This window comes from Burkholderia sp. SRS-W-2-2016 (assembly GCF_001931485.1).
Lineage (GTDB): Bacteria > Pseudomonadota > Gammaproteobacteria > Burkholderiales > Burkholderiaceae > Paraburkholderia.
The window spans coordinates 15,252-34,570 of record NZ_MSDV01000055.1 but is presented as its reverse complement, the minus strand read 5'-3'; the positions used below and the strand labels follow the sequence as shown (position 1 = coordinate 34,570).

The 19,319-nt window shown below is 65.1% G+C and carries 18 protein-coding genes; 5 read left to right on the top strand and 13 right to left on the bottom strand.

Going from position 1 to position 19,319, the window contains the following annotated elements:
• Positions 1-216: 216 nt before the first annotated feature.
• Complete coding sequence (locus BTH42_RS23870; protein WP_075303637.1) at positions 217-936, bottom strand: GntR family transcriptional regulator; 720 nt, start codon at positions 934-936, stop codon at positions 217-219.
• Positions 914-1,126, bottom strand: a complete 213-nt coding sequence (locus BTH42_RS23865; RefSeq protein WP_372237280.1) for a hypothetical protein — start codon at positions 1,124-1,126, stop codon at positions 914-916. The genes BTH42_RS23870 and BTH42_RS23865 overlap by 23 nt, the downstream gene beginning before the upstream one ends.
• Positions 1,127-1,476: 350 nt before the next feature.
• Between BTH42_RS23865 and shiA the strand changes: the two genes are divergently transcribed.
• The 3 genes from shiA to BTH42_RS23850 all read left to right on the top strand — a co-directional run bounded on the left by shiA (position 1,477) and on the right by BTH42_RS23850 (position 4,736).
• The gene (gene shiA / locus BTH42_RS23860) at positions 1,477-2,796 is read left to right on the top strand and encodes a shikimate transporter (RefSeq protein ID WP_075303635.1); all 1,320 of its coding nucleotides are present in this window, start codon (positions 1,477-1,479) and stop codon (positions 2,794-2,796) included.
• Positions 2,797-3,193: 397 nt separating this feature from the next.
• Positions 3,194-4,597: an OFA family MFS transporter gene (locus BTH42_RS23855; RefSeq protein WP_075303634.1), complete on the top strand. Its 1,404-nt coding sequence runs from the start codon at positions 3,194-3,196 to the stop codon at positions 4,595-4,597.
• A 10-nt stretch (positions 4,598-4,607) separates the two neighbouring features.
• Complete coding sequence (locus BTH42_RS23850) at positions 4,608-4,736, top strand: oxalate:formate antiporter (RefSeq protein ID WP_075303633.1); 129 nt, start codon at positions 4,608-4,610, stop codon at positions 4,734-4,736.
• A gap of 107 nt (positions 4,737-4,843) precedes the next feature.
• On the opposite strand, the gene BTH42_RS23845 is transcribed toward BTH42_RS23850, so the two are convergent.
• Positions 4,844-5,878 (bottom strand): SGNH/GDSL hydrolase family protein, encoded by a 1,035-nt coding sequence (locus BTH42_RS23845; protein ID WP_075303632.1) that lies wholly within the window; start codon positions 5,876-5,878, stop codon positions 4,844-4,846.
• 123 nt (positions 5,879-6,001) lie between these two features.
• On the bottom strand, positions 6,002-6,427 hold the full coding sequence (locus BTH42_RS23840; RefSeq protein ID WP_075303631.1) for a DUF3830 family protein: 426 nt from the start codon (positions 6,425-6,427) through the stop codon (positions 6,002-6,004).
• Positions 6,428-7,538: 1,111 nt separating this feature from the next.
• On the opposite strand from BTH42_RS23840, the gene BTH42_RS23825 reads away from it, so the two are divergent.
• Positions 7,539-8,540 (top strand): LuxR family transcriptional regulator, encoded by a 1,002-nt coding sequence (locus BTH42_RS23825; protein WP_075303629.1) that lies wholly within the window; start codon positions 7,539-7,541, stop codon positions 8,538-8,540.
• Between the two features lie 81 nt (positions 8,541-8,621).
• On the opposite strand, the gene BTH42_RS23820 is transcribed toward BTH42_RS23825, so the two are convergent.
• The 9 genes from BTH42_RS23820 to BTH42_RS23780 form a co-directional block, all read right to left on the bottom strand.
• Complete coding sequence (locus BTH42_RS23820) at positions 8,622-10,037, bottom strand: amidase (RefSeq protein WP_075303628.1); 1,416 nt, start codon at positions 10,035-10,037, stop codon at positions 8,622-8,624.
• A gap of 85 nt (positions 10,038-10,122) precedes the next feature.
• A complete protein-coding gene (locus BTH42_RS23815) occupies positions 10,123-10,884 on the bottom strand; it encodes an ABC transporter permease (RefSeq protein WP_075303627.1) in 762 nt (253 codons plus the stop codon).
• The gene (locus BTH42_RS23810; protein WP_075303626.1) at positions 10,881-11,807 is read right to left on the bottom strand and encodes an ABC transporter ATP-binding protein; all 927 of its coding nucleotides are present in this window, start codon (positions 11,805-11,807) and stop codon (positions 10,881-10,883) included. The genes BTH42_RS23815 and BTH42_RS23810 overlap by 4 nt, the downstream gene beginning before the upstream one ends.
• Before the next feature lie 125 nt (positions 11,808-11,932).
• Positions 11,933-13,864, bottom strand: coding sequence for a response regulator (locus tag BTH42_RS23805; RefSeq protein WP_075303625.1), 1,932 nt, complete (start codon positions 13,862-13,864; stop codon positions 11,933-11,935).
• A gap of 100 nt (positions 13,865-13,964) precedes the next feature.
• Positions 13,965-15,410, bottom strand: a complete 1,446-nt coding sequence (locus BTH42_RS23800; protein WP_075303624.1) for a sensor histidine kinase — start codon at positions 15,408-15,410, stop codon at positions 13,965-13,967.
• The gene (locus BTH42_RS23795; RefSeq protein WP_075303623.1) at positions 15,407-16,636 is read right to left on the bottom strand and encodes an ATP-binding protein; all 1,230 of its coding nucleotides are present in this window, start codon (positions 16,634-16,636) and stop codon (positions 15,407-15,409) included. Before BTH42_RS23795 ends, BTH42_RS23800 begins: the two co-directional genes overlap by 4 nt.
• On the bottom strand, positions 16,621-17,061 hold the full coding sequence (locus BTH42_RS23790) for an anti-sigma regulatory factor (RefSeq protein WP_075303622.1): 441 nt from the start codon (positions 17,059-17,061) through the stop codon (positions 16,621-16,623). Before BTH42_RS23790 ends, BTH42_RS23795 begins: the two co-directional genes overlap by 16 nt.
• A 44-nt stretch (positions 17,062-17,105) precedes the next feature.
• Positions 17,106-17,465 (bottom strand): STAS domain-containing protein, encoded by a 360-nt coding sequence (locus tag BTH42_RS23785; RefSeq protein WP_075303621.1) that lies wholly within the window; start codon positions 17,463-17,465, stop codon positions 17,106-17,108.
• A 34-nt stretch (positions 17,466-17,499) separates the two neighbouring features.
• Positions 17,500-18,429, bottom strand: coding sequence for an STAS domain-containing protein (locus BTH42_RS23780; protein ID WP_083654885.1), 930 nt, complete (start codon positions 18,427-18,429; stop codon positions 17,500-17,502).
• A gap of 447 nt (positions 18,430-18,876) precedes the next feature.
• Between BTH42_RS23780 and BTH42_RS35570 the strand changes: the two genes are divergently transcribed.
• Positions 18,877-19,296, top strand: coding sequence for a hypothetical protein (locus BTH42_RS35570; protein WP_075303620.1), 420 nt, complete (start codon positions 18,877-18,879; stop codon positions 19,294-19,296).
• Positions 19,297-19,319 lie beyond the last annotated feature (23 nt).

Here is a 19,319-nt window from a genome sequence, read left to right as displayed (position 1 = left end):
GCCGGAATGTTCTGCGTCCGGCGTTGATATATCACATACCATATTTCTGAGACAGTCAAGCGCGGTTTATCCCGCAGAGGCGATTAGCGCTCCCCCCGCCCCGCTCCGCGCAGAACTCCCGTTACTGTCCAAACGCCGGACGCAAAAAAGCCCGCGGTGCCAATGCACCGCGGGCTTCGGGTCCTGCCGCGCCCCAACCGGGCGCCTAACCGCTACTCAATCGAGAAAATCGCAATTCGCTTCGACGAACGCCGCCAGATCGAGCGAATGCTGACGCGTGAGCCGCTCGGCAAGTTCGGTATCGCGCTTCTCGAGCGCTTCGATGATGCGCAGATGATCGACGATCGAACGCGCCGCGCGGTCGCTCTGCGAGATGGTCATGCGCCGGATCGCGCGCACGTGGATGAAGATGTTCTTGATCGTGTCGAGGATGATCTGCGACTTCGACAACTCGACGATCGCCTGATGAAACGCGATGTTCGCATCCGAATACTCGGCGATATGCTCGGCCGGCGTGGAGTCGCGGAAGTTGTCGAACATATGGCGCAGGCGGCCGATTTCCGCGTCGCTCGCGTGCAGCGTGGCGAGACGCGCGGCCATGCTTTCGAGCGCGGCCCACATCTGGATCATTTCGACGATTTCGCGCTTGCTCTTGCGCACGATATAGATGCCGCGCCGCGGCACCATGCGCAGAAAGCCTTCCTGCTCGAGCAAGGTCATCGCCTCGCGCACCGGCGTGCGGCTCACGCCGAGCGATTCGCTGAGCACGCGCTCGTCGAGACGGATTTCTTCGCGATTCTGGTAGATGTCCGCGTCGGCGATCGCCTGACGCAGCATCGCGTACGCCTGATCGCGCAAGCTCGCACTCGCGCCGATCGGCTGCAAAGACAAAGTCAGCGGGGTGGCCACTGCTTCAGTTTGAAGTTCTGACGACATTCATCGCCTCTGCTGGAACATGCGCGCGATTGAGCGCCGACGCCGTGTTGCCGCGCGCCTCGCCCAGGCCGATGAAGCGGCCATGCCGGGATGCGAATTGCGCGACCGACTCGGGAATCCCGTCGGTCAACAAAACCGTGGCGGCGGAGCCCAACGTTACGACAGCCATGGCGAACAGCGCGAGAGGCACAAAATCCACTTGTCACTCCAGACGATTGAGAGAACGAATTCCTCAATCATATGCTGCAACGCCGCATTTTTCAATATTCGGTATGTAGTATATCAACGCGTTGTTGTTTTTGAGACTACTTCCACGTTAGCACGCGCGGGCCCCACCGGTTGCGCCGTCGCCTCTCCTCTTCGCTCACGCTCGGTGTAAACGCGCAAAACGCGCGCTATGCGCGCAGTGACGTGCGATGATCGCGCATTTTGCCGTCCGGACGGGTTGTGAGACCGAGGTCGTCTCATTAACCTTCCGGACATCGCGCCCCGGCTCGACCCACTCAAGCATCACGCCGTCCGAACAGGAGACATGACCCGATGAGCACCACCCATCCGCAGGCCGCAGTGGCCTCCCATTGCACCACGCGCAGTCAGGCGCGCAAGGCCGCGCTCGGCAGCTTTATCGGCGCCGTGGTCGACTGGTACGACTTTCTGCTGTACGGCATCGTCGCCGCGCTGGTGTTCAACGCCGAGTTCTTCCCGGCCGTCAGCCCGGCGATGGGCACGCTCGCCGCGTTCGCGACGTTCGGCGTCGGCTTCCTGTTCCGCCCGCTCGGCGGCTTCGTGTTCGGCCACTACGGCGACCGCCTCGGGCGCAAGCGCATGCTGGTGCTGACGGTGATGATGATGGGTCTGTCGACCGCGGCGATCGGGCTGTTGCCGGCGTTCTCGACGATCGGCTGGTGGGCGCCGGTGCTGCTCGTCACGCTGCGCGCGATTCAGGGCTTCGCGGTCGGCGGCGAATGGGGCGGCGCGGCGTTGATGGCGGTCGAAAGCGCGCCGGAGAAAAAGAAGGCGTTCTACAGCAGCGGCGTGCAGGTCGGCTACGGCGTCGGGCTGGTGCTGTCGACCGGCTTCATCGCGGCGATCAGCCGCTCGATGGACAACGCGTCGTTCCTCAGCTGGGGCTGGCGTCTGCCGTTCCTGTTCAGCGTCGTGCTGGTGCTGATCGCGCTGTGGATCCGCTCGAGCATGGAGGAGTCGCGGGAATTCGTCGAGAAAGTCGGCAAGCAGGGCGAGCGCCGCGTGCGTCTGCCGATCGTCGAGGCGCTGCTGCGTCATCCGAAGGCGTTCCTGCTGATCATCGCGCTGCGCCTCGCCGAGCTGTTCACGATGTACATCGTGACCGCGTTCGCGCTGAACTACTCGACCGCGAACCTGCACATGCCGCGCGAATTCTTTCTGACGATCGGCTTTATCGTCGGCGCGCTCAGCTGCGTGACGATTCCGTGCTTCGCGTTGCTCGCCGACCGCTTCGGGCGCCGCCGCATCTATATGATCGGCGCGCTGGTCGGGCTGCTCAGCGCGGTGCCGTTCTTCCTCGCGCTGGAAGCGCGCTCGACCGTGTGGATCGTCGTGTTCGCGGTGCTGCTCGCGAATATCGCGCACGACATGGTGGTCAGCGTGCAGCAGCCGATGTTCACCGAGCTGTTCGGCACCGAATACCGCTACAGCGGCGCGGGCGTCGGCTATCAGGTGGCGAGCGTGGTCGGCGGCGGCTTCACGCCGTTTATCGCGGTCGCGCTGGTCGGTCTCGCCGGCGGCTCGTGGCATCCGGTGGCCGGCTATCTGGCGCTCGGCTGTCTGATCTCGCTGGTGGTCGCCGCGCAGATGAAAACGGGCCGCACGGTTCAATAAATCCGGTTCAATAAATCGGCAGATCACATCTGTCGTCAGACATGACGGGCCGGGGCCGCCGACAGGCGCCCCGGCCCGTCGCTTTTCCGGGTATCATCCCGCCCCGCCGGTCGCCTTTACCGCCCACACAGTCTGCTTTTCCCACGATTTGCACAGCCGCTCCGATTACGGCGACATTTCATCGGGACCACACCTTATGTCGTCGTACTTCATATTGCGCAGCCGTTCTACGCGGCCTATTGTCGAGCCAGGCGCCATTTCCGCTCACTCGAACCAGGTCATATGAAATAAAAATACATATTAAAAAGGGCGAGATTGGCCCGCCTATTTACATCACACGCCTAAAAAATCTGTATTAAGCGCCGATAACAAAGAATTCCCTCCCAAGGAGACGACCATGAGTAGTATCAGTGAGCCGAGCGGCCAGCACGGCCCAGCCCCGTTCTTTTCCAAACAGGCGACTGTCGCGCAACCCGGTTTTTCGCGCTGGATGGTGCCGCCCGCCGCCCTCGCCGTGCATCTGTGTATCGGCCAGGCCTACGCGTTCTCCGTATTCAACGGACCTCTGACGAAGGTAGTCGGCATCAACCAGTCCGCGCCCGGCGACTGGTCGCTGACCGAACTGGGCTGGATCTTCTCGCTGGCGATCGTGTTTCTCGGTCTGTCGGCGGCATTCGCCGGTAAATGGCTCGAACACGTCGGCCCGCGCCGCACGATGTTTACCGCCGCATGCTGCTTCGGCGGCGGCTTCCTCGTATCCGCGCTCGGCGTGTATCTGCACCAGATCGTGCTGCTTTATCTCGGCTATGGGGTGATCGGCGGGATCGGGCTCGGGCTCGGCTACGTGTCGCCGGTGTCGACGCTGATCCGCTGGTTTCCGGACCGCCGCGGGATGGCGACCGGGATGGCGATCATGGGCTTCGGCGGCGGCGCGATGATCGCCGCGCCGTTGTCGGTCGCGCTGATGAACCACTTCCACAGCGCGACGAGCGTCGGCGTGGCGGAGACCTTCGTCGTGCTCGGCATCGTCTATTTCATCTCGATGACGATCGGCGCGCTGGCGATCCGGGTGCCGCCGGCGGACTGGAAGCCGGCCGGCTGGACGCCGCCCGCGGCAACGCAGCACCGTCTGATCACGCGCAATCACGTGCATATCGATCAGGCGCTGAAGACCCCGCAGTTCTATCTGATCTGGCTGGTGCTGTTCCTGAACGTGACGGCCGGCATCGGCATTCTCGGCCAGGCTTCGGTGATGATTCAGGAGAGCTTCAAGGACACGGTGACGCCGGCCGCGGCCGCGGGCTTCGTCGGGCTGCTGTCGCTGTTCAACATGGGCGGGCGTTTCGTGTGGGCGTCGGCCTCCGACTGGGTCGGCCGCAAGAACACCTACTTCATCTTCTTCGTGCTGGGCGCGGTGCTGTACTACCTGGTGCCGAGTTTCGCGTCGAACGGCCAGATCGCGCTGTTCGTGCTGACCTACTGCATCATCCTGTCGATGTACGGCGGCGGCTTCGCGACAGTGCCGGCGTATCTCGCCGACATGTTCGGCACCGCGTTCGTCGGCGGCATTCACGGCCGTCTGCTGACCGCGTGGGCCGCGGCCGGTGTCGCCGGTCCGGTGCTGGTCAACTACATCCGCGCGTACGAAGTCGCGAACGGCGTCGCCAAGGCGGACGCGTACACGATGACCGTGCACATCATGGCCGTGCTGCTGGTGATCGGCTTTATCTGCAACCTGCTGGTCAAACGCGTGGACGAGAAGCACCACATGACCGACGCACAAGTCGCCAAGGGCGCGTAAGGAGATCCGCATGTCGACCGTTCAAACCGCTCATCCGACCAACAAGGCGAAGCTCGCCGTGTTCTGGCTGTACGTGATGATTCCGCTCGCGTGGGGCGTGATCAATACGCTGACGCAGGCGATGAAGCTGTTCAAGTGATGTGAACTGAAGTGACGCGCGCCGCGCCTCCTGCACTTTTGCAAGGCGCGGCGCGGATAGAAGTAGCAGAAGTAGCCCTCTCCCACCGGCTCATTGCGCAGCCGTCCTCACCGCCCCAACCCACTGTGCGCGATCTGCTGCTCGACGTACTGCGCGAACAGCGCATGCATGTGCGTGGTCGGATGCAGATCGTCGGCGAACATATACGTTTGATCCGCATTGGCGCTTGCATAAGTCGCCGGCGAACACAGCAGTGAAGTGTCTTTCGGCGTTTTATTCGGGTCGCAGGCCTGCCCGGTGTTCGACACGGCAAAGCCGTTCGCCTGGAAGTTCGCGATCGTCTGATTCGTCCAACTAAACGAATCGACCTCGATTACTTTCGCCTGAATCCCTTCGGTTTGCAGCGCCGCGTTCAAGGTCTGATTGAACAGTTGCGACAACTGGGTCAGATTCGCGCCGCCATCCGTTGCGGCGAGTCCCTTCGGCGCAAGGCCGATATTCGGCAGATTGATCACCACCACGTGCGCGGCGCCGTTCTGCACGATCTGCGCGACCAGTTGCGCGAGCGTAGTGGCCGCCGTCTGCACGATCGCGGTCGCGGCGGGCGGCGTGCCGGCGCGCAGCACGTCGTTCGCGCCGGCCCACACGAGCACGAGTTGCCCACTGTTGAAACTGCCGTGCGCGGCGAGATAACTCGATAGCTGCTGATTGACCGGCATTTCGACATTGCCGATCACGTCGGTCAGATAGTCGTTCTGATTGGCGGGCGTCGCCACCGTCGCGCCGCCTTCCGCATAACCGAGGCCGCTTTGCGCGCTCAGTTTGTGGGTCGCGTCGATCGTGTACGCGGCGGCGAGCGTATCGCCGTAGTACTGCGCGACGTTTTGCGCCCACACCTGGCCGGGATTGGTCGTGAAGCGCCCGCCGCCCACCACGCTCGCGAGCGGCGCATAGGTGCCGACGTCGGACAGACTGTCGCCGAACGAGACGACCTGCAGGCTGACGCCGCCGGGCGGAGTCGCCGGCGCGGGCGGCGCCGACGCATTGCCTTGATCCGATCCGCCACCGCCGCCGCATGCGGACAGCAACGCCACGGTGATGGCAAAAACTACAGTGCGGAACCGCTCATCGATACATCGCATGGCGCCTCCTCGCGGGACAGCCCGATGTGCCGGGCGCGCGACGAAGGTCGAAACGCGCGCGGCCCTTCAATCAAGCATCGGTTGTGCCCGGCGACGGCATGCCGCGGTTCCGCGCAGCAGCGTTCAGAGCTTTTCGAACACGACGTCCTGCGCGCCTTCCCACAGCACCTTGACGCCCAGTTCGCGCAGCTTTTCCTTGCCCTCGACGATGGTCAGGAAGTGATTGCCCGCGAGCTGTCCGAGCTTGCTCGCGAAGCAGCACGAGCCGTACGCGAGGATGATTTCGGTCTCGCTATAGCCGCCCGGATAGAACAGGATGTCGCCGACCGACGGATGGCTCGTGTGATTCTCGAAGCCGACCGCGACGCCGTCGTTTTCGAGCTTGAAATCGCCGAGCGGCACCCAGCAGCCCTCGCCGCTCCAGCGCACGTGGATCAGCTTCTGCCGGTACGGCAGCAGTTTCAGGAACGCGGCCACCGTCTGCGGCGCATCGGGGTGGGTTTCGGCAATGAAGGTATGGCCGCAGGCGGTTATCTTGAGTCGGGTCATCGCTGGGTATCCGTGTGACGAATTGAAGGGGGATCGGTCGGCCATGCTCGGGGGCGAAGTCTCGCGAGCGCCATTCTGTCGTCCGATGCAAGCCTTCGACAGGTACAGTTACCGGCCCACTGGTCAGGCCAGTTCGACCTGTGTATCCCGCTCGCGCACGTCGCAGGCGACCAACGTGCCAGATCGCGCGCCGGGCAGCCCCGAAACTTCGTAGTTTGCAAGCTGCGCAATGCAACGCACACTGCGATAGGACAAGATTACAATCGGTAAGCAATACCGGCCCTGCCCGCGGCAATCACCGCGCGGCGCGAGTTGCCGGCTTTGCGACGGATGAGCGCGGGCGGGGGCCCGGAGCGCCATTCGTATCAACCGCCCAACCGGTAGGCGAGCGGCGTCACACGATTAGCCCCGCTTGAACTGTACGGAGAAATGACAGGCACTCTCGAATCCAACCTCGAGCGCGATGTGCAGCACGCTAGGAGCGGTGGCGCGTAACGGCGCGCCGGCTCGTCGAGCCCTATGCGCGTGACGAACCGATGCGGCGTCTCGCCGGTCTCGTGACGACACACCCGCGCAAACTGAAAACTGCTTAGCCCGGCCTCGGCGACCCGTCGGCGAGCGCCTGATCGTCGGCGCACGCAACGTGTCCAGCCTCAGCGGTTGCGCGGCGCCGGCGAGCAGCGCGCGCTCGCGTGTGCGCGCCCGATCGACTGCGACCCGTCGCCGGGCGAATGCCAGCGCCATGACACCGGCAGCGGCGGCACGCATCCCGGGTGCCGCGCGCGCGGACTGGCGCTTCGCCGGCGCACGCCCGCACCGCGTTCGAGACGCTCGAGCCGCTGTCCCGCTCTATAGCGGTCGTACCCGAGTGTCACGGTGAGGCGGGGAATTCGCGCCATCACATCCCCTCAAAAGGAGGTGCCGTATGGAAGGAGCCAACGCAAAGAACAACCTGCGAAAGGAGAAACGCCGCCGCAGACGTATTGCCGGTCCACTGTCACTGCTTTATCTCAAAAATGATAGCAAAGAACCGCCCTCTGTTATCTCAAAAATTTGCTAATCATCGAGCTTGTCGTCTTTCACGCGTTTAGAAATCCGGAGCTAGCATTTCATGGAACATGAATGCGATACGCTGCCGCAATGGCTGACCGGCGCGCCGCAAGGCGCAGCCGGACCCGCGTCGGCAGCATACCCAGCAACGCCGTCCGCTCAACCGGCCTACCCGGCCGGCACGCGCGATGGCGCGAAGTCAGCCCACGCGGCTGATGCATCGAAGACGTCGGTCCGGGCAGCGCAAGGCGCGGCCCGGGCTGGCTTCCTCACGTTGTTTACCGAGGAGGAAATCGGCACCCCGCCACCCGCCGCGCGCCGCGGCGCCCCGCTGACCGGTCCGCTCGGACGGTTCGGCAGCACCCAGGACCGGATCGAGTTCGTGCGCCAGCGCATCAGGCACCTGGGCTTCGACTCGTTCAGTTACACGGCCACGCGCACGTCCGCGCATCACAAGACGATGTACGTGCTGTCCAGCTACGAGTCGCAGGCGTGGCTCACGCGCTATTTCCGCGAGCGTTATTTCGAGCTCGATCCGCGCGTCGCGCTGGCGTCGCCGACCGGCTTGCCGCTGCTGTGGAATACCGCCGACATGCGCGCCGACCTGCCGCGCGCGCAGGTGCGCAGCGAACGGCTCGGCAGTCTGATCGACATGCTGGACGCCGCCGGCCGCAAGAGCGGGATTCTGATCCAGATGCCGCTGCCCGAGCCGGAACTGCGAGCGTGTCTGTGTTTCAACTCGGAAATCGGCAACCCGCGCTGGATGACCGAGTCGATCGTCGCGGAAACGCTGATGTTCGCGCACGCGCTGCACGAGTTCATCTGGACTCACGCGAAGAGCGTGATCGGCGTCGCGCCCGCGCAACCGCAGAGCGTCGCGCTCAGCAAGCTGCAACACGCGGTGTTGCGGGCGGTCGTGCAGGGGCAGCGGGACAAGGAAATCGCGTACTTCCTCGGACTGTCGCCGCATAACGTCGACTATCATCTGCGCCGCTTGCGGCAGTTGTTCAACGTGCGCAACCGCGTGCAGTTGATCAACGTCGCGCAGGCTTATCTGTCGTAAGCGCGCGGTGGCATCGACGTAAAAAGGGCGTGTCGGCCGCAGCCGCCACGCCCTTTTCTTTTCATCGCCGTCCGGTTTAGATCAGGATACCTGAGGTTTCCCGTTCGCCCACTCGCCGACGATCTCCTCGATCGCGCGCGCCGCCGACAGCAGCGCCGCCTCGCCGCGCACCCGGCCGACGATCTGGATGCCGACCGGCAGACCGCTCGCGCTCATCCCGCACGGAATCACGATCACCGGCATGCCCGTTAGCGTGAGCGCATAGGTGATCGCGAGCCAGTCGATGTAGGTGTCGAAATGGCGGCCCGCGGCCTCGCGCACGTCGCGCATTTCAACCGGGAACGGCAGCACGATCGACGCCGGGCAGATCAGCACGTCATAGCGTTGCAGCAACGTGTCGAGCCGCTGGAACAGCGCGGCGCGGGTGCGCAATGCCGAACGCATCGCCTGATTGTCCTGTTGCAGGCCGAACTCGATGTTCCAGACCACGTTCGGATTGAGCACGTCGCGATGCTGCGCGAGCACTTCTTCGTAGTTCGTCGCGTACGCGATCCCACGTAGTGTGTGGAACGCCTGGTTCGCCGCGCTCAGATCGAGATCGGTTTCGTCGACGCCGATGCCGTTCGCCGCGAGCCGGTCCATCGTTTTGAGACAGATTGCGGCGATTTCCGGCTCGGGGGTGGCGATGCCGAGCCCCGCGCTGAACGCGACGCGCGCCGGCCGGCGCGGGTTGCGCGCATGGGTGAGGAACGGCGTCGCGGGTGCGGCGAGCGACAGCGGCGCGCCGTCTACTTCTGCGCACATCGCGTCGAGCAGCAGCGCGGTATCGGTCACGTTGCGCGCCATCGGCCCGTGGATGCCGAGCGTGCCGTATGGATCGGCGGCCGGCGCGTAGGACACGCGGCCCGGCGTCGGCCGCATCCCGACCACCCCGCAGAACGCCGACGGCGTGCGCAACGAGCCCGCGAGGTCGGAGCCCTGCGCGACCCACGCGGTGCCGGACGCGAGCGCGGCCGCCGCGCCGCCCGACGAACCGCCGGCCGAGCGCGACAGATCCCACGGATTGCGGGTGATGCCGAACACGCTGTTGTAGGTATGGCCGCCCGAACCGAATTCGGGCGTGTTCGATTTTGCGTAGATTACGCCGCCGCGCGCTTCGAGCAGCGCGACGCCGGCGTCCGACGTTGCCGGCACGCGGTCGCGATAGACCAGCGAGCCGCGCGTGGTGCGCACGCCGGCGACGTCGGTCAGATCCTTGATCGGCACCGGCAAGCCGCACAGCAAACCGCGCTCGGCGACGGGCTTTTTCAGCAGCGCATCGGCATGCGCGTGCGCGCGTTCGAAACACAGTGTGGGCAGCGCATTGACCTGCGGCTCGACGCGCTCGATCTGCGCGGCGAGCGTATCGAGCAGATCGTGCGGACTCACCTCTTCGGTGCGCAACAGTTCGACGATTTCGCAGGCGCTGCGCCCGATCAGACTCAAATCAGTGGACATGGTGACTCGCGGCTCCGGTAGTCGGGATGAACGCCAGTGTCGCATGCCGTGTCGCGCGGCACAGCATGCCTGGGCATCGACGCGCCTAGCTCTTCAGACGGTAACCGGTCCTGAAGATCCAGCCGACGATCAGCAAAAACACCGCGAGAAACAGCAGCGTCATCCCGAGGCTGAGGCCGACATCGACGTCGCCGAGTTCGAAGAAACTCCAGCGAAAACCGCTGACCAGATAGACGATCGGATTGAACAGCGTGACGGTGCGCCAGAACGGCGGCAGCATATTGACCGAATAGAAGCTGCCGCCGAGAAACGTCAACGGCGTGACGATCAGGAGCGGCACCAGTTGCAGCTTCTCGAAGCTGTCCGCCCAGATGCCGATGATGAAACCGAGCAGACTGAAGGTCACCGCTGTCAGTACCAGAAACAGCACCATCCAGAACGGATGCATGATCTGCAACGGCACGAACAGGCCCGCGGTCGCGAGAATGATCAGGCCGAGCAGGATCGATTTGGTGGCCGCCGCGCCGACATAGCTGACGACGATCTCCAGATACGACACCGGCGCCGACAACAGCTCGTAGATCGTGCCGGTAAAGCGCGGAAAGTAAATCCCGAACGACGCATTGGCGATGCTTTGCGACAGCAACGACAGCATGATCAGCCCCGGCACGATGAACGCGCCGTAGCTGATCCCCTCCACTTCCTTGATGCGCGAGCCGATCGCCGAGCCGAACACGACGAAGTACAGCGAAGTCGAAATCACCGGCGCGATGATGCTCTGCATCAGCGTGCGCCACGTGCGCGCCATTTCGAACTTGTAGATCGCGCGCATTCCGTAGATGTTCATTGCTCCCCCCGCAGCAGACTGACGAAAATGTCCTCGAGCGAACTCTGCGTGGTGTGCAGGTCCTTGAAACGGATGCCGGCGTCATCGAGCGCTTTCAGCAGCGCGATGATGTCGGTGCGCCCGCCGTCGCCCTCGTAGGTGTAGATCAGCTCGTTGCCGCCCTTCGCGAGCGCGAGCCCGTAACCGTCCAGCGCGGCCGGCAGCGCGTCGAGCGGGCTGTCCAGTTGCAGCGTCAGCTGCTTCTTGCCGAGCTTGCGCATCAGTTCGGTCTTCTCTTCGACCAGCATGATCTCGCCCGCGTTGATCACGCCGATGCGGTCGGCCATTTCCTCGGCCTCGTCGATGTAGTGAGTAGTCAGGATGATCGTCACGCCGCTGGCCGCGAGCGAGCGCACCAGCTTCCACATATCGCGCCGCAATTCGACGTCGACGCCGGCGGTCGGCTCGTCGAGAAACAGCACGCGCGGTTCGTGCGACAGCGCCTTCGCGATCAGCACGCGCCGCTTCATGCCGCCCGACAGCGTGATGATCTTGTTATTGCGTTTGTCCCACAGCGACAGGTCGCGCAGCACCTTCTCGATGTAAGCCGGGTTGGCCGGCTTGCCGAACAGGCCGCGACTGAACGAGACGGTGGCCCACACGGTTTCGAACGAGTCGGTGGTCAGCTCCTGCGGCACGAGGCCGATCAGCGAACGGGCGGCGCGATAGTCGGTGCGGATGTCGTGACCGTCCACCGTCACGTGGCCTTCGCTCGCGTTGACGATCCCGCAGACGATGCTGATCAGTGTGGTTTTGCCGGCGCCGTTCGGACCGAGCAGCGCGAAGATTTCGCCGCGGTCGATCGACAGATTGATGTTCTTCAGTGCCTGAAAACCGCTGGCATAGATTTTCGACAGATTAGTGACGGAAACGATTGGCTGCATGGACTCGATAAGGGCAGACACCGCTGTTGGAAAAGAGAAAGCGGCGTGCGCGCGCGCGCCGCTTCCGCAATGTAATGGAAAGCGCGAAAGCGTGCAGCGCGTGCGGCGCTTATCGGAGCGGGTGGCTAACCGAGCGGGTGGCGGTGCGCGGCCGGAAAGCGGCTCGAGATCACGTTCTGGATCTCTTCGATCGACACCGGCTTGACCAGATGATGATCGAAGCCGGCCTCGCGTGAGCGCTGCCGGTCGGTCGCCTGGCCGTAGCCGGTCACCGCGATCAGCAGCGCGCCGGCGGTGGCCGCGCGGCGGCGCATCTCCTGCGCGAGCTGGAAGCCGTCCATGCCGGGCAGGCCGAGATCGAGCAGCACGACTTGCGGCTCGAACTGCGCGGCGAGTTCCAGCGCGCTGTCCGCCTCGTGCGCGACGCGCACGTCGTAGCCGTCCGCCTGCAGCACCAGCGACAGCGCGAGCGCCGCGTCGACACTGTCGTCGACCAGCAGCACCCGCAGCGCGTCACCGGCGTCCTGCGGCGGGGCCGGCTCGACGGCCGGCGCGGGCCGGGCCGCGCGCTCGATGCGCGTCAACGGCAGGCGCACGACGAACTCGCTGCCGCGCCCCGGTCCCGCCGAAAACGCTTCGATCTGGCCGCCGTGCAATTCGACCAGCGTGCGCGCGAGCGGCAGGCCGATCCCGAGCCCGCCTTCCGAGCGTTCGAGCGATATCTCCGATTGCACGAACAGATCGAAGATGTGCGGCAAGGTTTCGGCCGCGATGCCGACGCCGTTGTCGCGCACGCTGACCAGCACGTCGTTCTGCGCGTCGCGCACTTCGACGCGAATGTCGCCGCCCGGCGGCGTGTACTTCACCGCGTTCGACAATACATTGCCGAGCACCTGGGCGATCCGCACGCTGTCGCCGAGCACGAACACCGGCTCGTGCGGCAACGCGCTGCTCAGCGTATGGCCTTTGCGGTTCAGCGCGGGCCGCACGGTTTCGATCGCCGCTTCGAGCGCGGCGGACAGTTCGACGATTTCCTGGCGCAACGTGATCTTGCCTTGCGTGATGCGCGCGACGTCGAGCAGATCGTCGACGAGGCGGCTCAGATGTTTGACCTGCCGGCCGATCACCGCCCGCATCGCTTCGAAGCTTTGCTGGGTCGGCGTGCGGGCCGGGTCGAGCAGTTCGATCGCATTGCGGATCGGCGCGAGCGGATTGCGCAGTTCGTGCGCGAGCATCGCGAGGAACTCGTCCTTGCGGCGGTCGGCGTCGCGCAGAATCATTTCGTTCGCCTTACGGTCGGAAATGTCGTTGACGATGCCGGCCAGCCGGTAGATGCGTTCGCGCGCGTCGCGCACCGGAAACGCCCGCTCGACCGCCCAGCGCGTCTCGCCGTCCGGCCGCACGATCCGGTATTCGATCTCGTACGCAATGCCGGTCGCGAGCGCGCGATACGCCTGCTCGACCGCGGCGGAGTCGGTGGGATGAATATGGTTGGCCCAGTGGCGCGAGGTGGGCGTCGGTTCGTGCGCCGCATCGCCCCACAGGCGCCGATACGCGGGACTCACGTACAGCAGCTGCGCGCTCGCCGGATCGAGCATCCAGAACACGTCGTCGATGTTCTCGGCCATCTGCCGGAAGCGCTCCTCGCTTTCGCGCAATGCGCCTTCCGCGCGGCGCACGCGCAGCAGCGCGCGCACCTGCGCGATCAGTTCGTCCGGTTCGATCGGCTCGGTCAGATAACTGTCCGCGCCGCCTTCGAGACCGCGCACGCGGTCCATGCTCGCGACCGCCGCCGCCGACGTATGGATCACCAGCACGCCCGCGGTTTCCGGCGCCGCCTTGATCCGGCGGCATACTTCGAAGCCGTTCAGGTCCGGCAGATTGACGTCGAGCAGCACCAGATCCGGCTGCGAAATGCGCGCGCGTTCGATCGCGTCGGCGCCGTTGCCGGCCTCGATCACCTCGAAGCCCGCGCGCGACAGGATCCGCGTCTTCGCGTAACGAGCGCCTTCGTTGTCGTCGACGTTCAGGATCAGATTGGCGTTCGCGTCGGTCATGGAAATGCAAGTCCGTAGAGGAAGGCCTGCCGGGCGGCACGCCGCCGCGCGAGGCGCGGGCGCGTCGCGGCACGGGTGGCGTAACGCAGCGCGCGGCGCGTCATGATTGGCCGCCGCTCGTGCCGGTCACGCTTTCGCCCGGCGTGCCGGTCATGCCCGGCGGCGCTGCCGCGCGTGATGCGCCGCCCGCGTTGTGCGGTAGCCGGATCGGCAGCGTCGCGGTGAAGGTCGAGCCACGGCCGAGCTCGCTCGTCAGACCGACCGCGCCGCCGAGCAGGCGGCACAGCTTGTCGCATAACGGCAGCCCGAGCCCGGTGCCTTTCACCTGGTTCTGCAGATGATTCTCGACCTGCTCGAATTCTTCGAACACGCTTTGCTGATGCTCGGGCGCGATGCCGATGCCGGTGTCGCTGACCGCGAAGATCATCCGTTGCGCGGCGTCGTCGTAAGTGGCGCGCACGCGCACCTCGCCGTGCTCGGTGAACTTCAGCGCATTCGAAATGAAGTTGCGCAGGATCTGCGCGACCTTGCCTTCGTCGGTGCAGATCACCGGCAGATCGTCGCACGGCTCGAACAGCAGCTCGACGTCGCTCGCCGGCAGCAGCGGACGCATCATTCCGCGCAACGCCGAGAACAGCTTGGCGACCTCGAATTCGACCGGCTTCAGTTCGATCTTGCCGGCTTCGATCTTCGCGATGTCGAGCAGATCGTCGACGGTCTCCGACAACTCCTCGGCGGCCTTGCGGATGAAGCGCACCTGCTTGGCCTGCTCGTCGGTCAGCTCGCCGTCGACGCGGTCGAGCAGCAGTTTCGACAGCGCGCGGATCGAGTACAGCGGCGAGCGGAATTCGTGGCTCGTGTTCGACAGGAAGCGCGATTTCGCTTCGTCGGCGCGGCGCAGATGCAGCGCGCGTTCGTCGAGTTCCGCATACAGCGCGACGACGCCGCGATTGGTGTCCTCGAGTTCGCGCGTGAGCCGCATCAGTTCGTCGTTGCGTTCGTGCAGATCGGCGAGCGCGGCGGCCAGTTCGCGGTTTTGCCGCTGCACTTCCTCGACCGACACCTCGGCGCCGAGCGGCACTTTCGCGGCCGGCGCGTTCAGGACCTTGCTCAGCGCCGCCGCGCTCACCCGCGGCGCCTGTTCCGGCAGTTGCATGGTCAGCGTCAGCAGCGCGTCGCCGTCGGCCTCGTCGAACCGGCACGCGTCCATCAGACGCTGCGCGGCCAGCAGGCCGAGCGCGACCGGAGCCGGCGCGTCGGGCGTGGCGACGGGCGTCGCGGTGAGGCGCGCGAGCGGCGTCGCGGGCGCGATGACAACGATCTGCAGCGCCTGCGGTTCGGCCGTTTCGTCGAAGCGAAACTCGACGCGGCCGGCGCGCGTCGCGGCCAGCACCGTGCGCGCGACTTCGAGCACCGAGGTCGCGATCCGCGTGCGATCCTGCATCGCAAAGCCGAGCGCCTCGCCGAATTCGCGCGCGAAGCGGCGCGCGGCGACCGTCGCGAGTTCGCCGTCGAGCGGCAGCGTGTGCAGCAGCGCGGCCTTCATACGGACTCCTTACGCGGCACGCGCGCGACGAACACGGTCAGGTCGTCGCGGCCGCGCGCGAAGTCGCGGTACAACGCGGCCGCGATCAACGCCGGATGACGCAAGGTCAAACCCGGATAGCGGCTCAGATCCCAGCGCGTCGCGAGTCCGTCCGAATGCAGGATCAGCAGCGCATCGTCCGGCCAGTCGACCTGAAACGCCTGCGCCTTGTGCATCTGATGACCGGCAATGCCCGCGTGCGAAACCAGATGACGATGCGCGTGCGGGGTCCAGACACTCGCGGCGATGTTGCCGATGCCGCAGAACCGCGCGGCCGCGTTCGCGCCCGTACTGCCCGGCTGCGGCGGCTCGCCGCCATTCGCGCCGAGCGGAATGCGCGCGACGCCGAGCGCCGCGCCGCGCGTCGGACGCAACGCCTGATGCGCGGCGACGACGATCTGTTCGACGCTCGACGGTCCCAGCTGCGCGAAGTTATCGACCGCGGCGCGCGCGGCCTGATGCGCGAGCGGGCCGTGGCCGAGACCGTCGGCGACCATCACCGTGAATTCGCCATCCGCGTAGCCGCACGACCACCCGTCGCCGCACAGGATTTCACCTTGCAGCGGCAGATTGATTGCGCCGTATTCGACCGGCGGCGTGGCGGTGGCGGTGTGGCTGCCGGCGTGGCTGCCAGTGCTAGCGGCGAATTCGGCGAGCGGCGCGGCCGGGTCCGCCGTGGTTGCCGCGCCATTGGTTGCGCCATTCGTCACGCTGTTCGCTACGCTGTTTGTTGCGGCGCCGCCGTCGGCCCACACGACGACCCGCAAAATCGTGCCGAGCCCCGGCGCGCTCCACACGTCGAGTTCGTCGGCGAGCCGGTTGATCGCGCCCATCCCGGTGCCCGGACTGCCGGCCGTCGTATAGCCGTCGACGAAGCACGCATGCAGATCGTGAATGCCGGGACCGTTGTCGATCGCGAGCAGTTCGACGCCGGCGCGCGCGGCCGGCGAACTGTCCGGCGCCAGCGCGTGCAAAGTCCGCGCGAGCAGTTCGCCGCGCTGCGCATGCTTGAGCTGATTGGTCGCGCATTCGGTCACGACGATCGCCAGTCTGCCGATCGCGGTCTCGCTGCAACCCACGCGTTGCGCGAGCTCGCCGATTCCCCGCCGGGCAAATGAAATCTGACTGGGATCGGCGATTTCGAAGCGCTGCTGCATCGCGCTCGATTGATTCAGAACGGCTTCCATTTGGTAATTGAAATATGGGTGCCCTCGCCAGGCGCGGAGCGGATCTCGAATTCGTCGCACAAGCGCTTCGCGCCGCCCAGTCCCAGACCCAGACCGTTGCCGCTGGTGAAGCCGTCGGTCAGCGCCTGCTGGATGTCAGCAATTCCCGGGCCAGTGTCGATGAAATCGAGCCGCAAACCACTCCGGCCATTGCGCTGCACCGTGTAGATATAGACGTCGCCGCCCCGCCCGTACGTGAGCGTGTTGCGCGCCAGTTCGCTCGCCGCGGTGACCAGTTTGGTCTGATCGATCAGCGACAGGCCGAGCGCAACCGCTTTCTCGCGCACGTAGCGCCGCAGCCGCACGATCTGTTCGTCCGAGCGGACCGGCAGCGCCTCGTCGGGCGGCTGGCCATCGGCAAGTGTCGGGGCATTGGGGCTCGTCATGGCGGCAAGTGGCGCGCTCGTGGGCGGCTGACCGAAGAACGCGCTCAAAGCTCAGCCGCGCCGGTCAGCAACGCCATGCCCTTCTCGACGTTGAGCGCGGTGCGCACCCCGGGCAACGCGAGACCGAGTTCGACCAGCGTGATCGCCACCGACGGCTGCATGCCGACCACCACCGTTTCCGCGTCGAGCACGCGCGCCATCGCGGCGGTCTCGCCGATCATCCGGCCGATAAACGAGTCGACCACGTCGAGCGACGAGATGTCGATCAGCACGCCCTTCGCGCGATCCTTGACGATGCGGCTCGTCAGATCGTCCTGCAATGTCATCGCGAGGCGGTCGTGCATGTCGACCTGAATCGTCACGAGCAGAAACTTGCCCATCCGCAAAATCGGAATGCGTTCCATCGATGAATCCGGTTGAGATGCGTGCGGGCCGGCGTCAATCGCCGGTGTACGGATTGAGGTTCGCGCCCGGGTTCGCCGCGCCGGCGCCGCCCGGCATCTGCGCACGCGGCGCAATGCCGGACACCGACTTGCCGGTGCGCTGCAGCGCGACCACGAACGCGTCGGCGAGCGTGGCCTTGGTGATCACGTTCGACAGATTCACGCCGAGGTGCACGATGGTCTGCGCGATCTGCGGACGAATCCCGCTGATCACGCAGTCGGCGCCCATCAGCCGCGCGGCGGCCACGGTCTTCAGCAGATGCTGGGCGACCAGCGTATCGACGGTCGGCACGCCGGTGATGTCGATGATCGCGATCGACGCGCCGGTGTCGACGATCTTCTGCAGCAGGCTTTCCATCACGACCTGGGTGCGCGCCGAATCGAGCGTGCCGATCAGCGGCAGCGCGAGAATGCCTTCCCAAAGCTGCACGACCGGCGTCGACAGTTCGAGCAGTTCCTGCTGCTGACGCACGATCACCTGCTCGCGACTGACCTGGAATACTTCGGTGGTGAAGAGGCCCAGCGCATCGAACAGCGTGCTGACGGTCCAGGTGAGTTCGGCCAGCTTCACTCCGTCGGTGCCGAGGGCTTCGCGCAGCCGCGTGAACAGCGGCTCTTTCAGCGAGAACACGAACATCGCGGTTTCGCCCGGCGTGAAACCCTGGCGCGCGCGTTGCGCGGACATTTCGGAGAGCAGGCTGCGCACTTCGTCCCACTGCGCGGTGCGAAAGTCGACGCGATCCGACGAACTCAACGCGGTACAGATCAGCGCGACGAATTGCATGAACTGGCTGCGCAACTGTGCTTCGCTGATGCCGCCGCGGCGTGCGGCGATCGCGAACTGCTGCGCGACCCACTCGCCCGCGAGTTCGTTTTGCCGATCATTGAAAATTTGGGCGAGACGCACTCCGCCTAGCGTTTCCATACACACTCCCCTAATCGTTATAGCGACCGGCACGTTGCGCGCCGTTCGGCGTTTTTGTGCGCGTGTTGACGGCTCGTTTGCCCGAGCCCCTCGGACTCTAGCACGCACGTGCTGAGCTTCACAATGCTGCGAGCAGGTTGTGCAAGCAACTTTTACGCCGCGCTGTAGGGGCGATTGAATTAGCGATTTGAAATCGGATTCTTTTACCTTGTTCGCTTGAATGGAGCGGTAACTATTGCGCGCGATAGAAGATCGCAATGTGCGTTGTTTATGGCTTTGTCCGGTGGGGAATGTCGGAGCTCGACCGGTCGATCGATCGCCGATCCTACTCATTGCAAATTACTTCGGATGTCTATCTTTATTTCCAAGGCATAGCCCTTGCGGCGAGTGATGCATGCGAGCGGCAAAGCGCTTGCGTGAATTCAATCCTTTTCGTGGAGGTGAATCATGAAACGCATGACCACCACTATTCTGGCTTCGGCGCTCGTGATGGCGTTATCCGGCGGCGTGTATGCGCAAGCCGGTGGTGCAGGAGCAGGCGGAGCCGGCGGCGGTGCGGGTGCAGGAGCCGGCGCCGGTAATGGCGTCGGCGCCGGCGGCGGCACGACCGGCGGCGCGGGCGGCACTGCCACCCCGGGCGTCGGCCCCGGTTCGATCAAGACGCCGCACGACTCCGGCTACGGCTCGCCGGGCGTAACGGGCACCGGCGGCGGGATGGGCACCGGCACCGGCGCGACACCGAATAGTCCATCGACCAATCGTTCGACCGGCAATATGAGCAATGGAATGCACAATGGTTCGCGCACGGGCACCGGTGCCAATATGAACAACGGGATGAATAACGGCACGATGCAGAACGGGCAATAAGGCTGCCGTTGATGTACTCGATG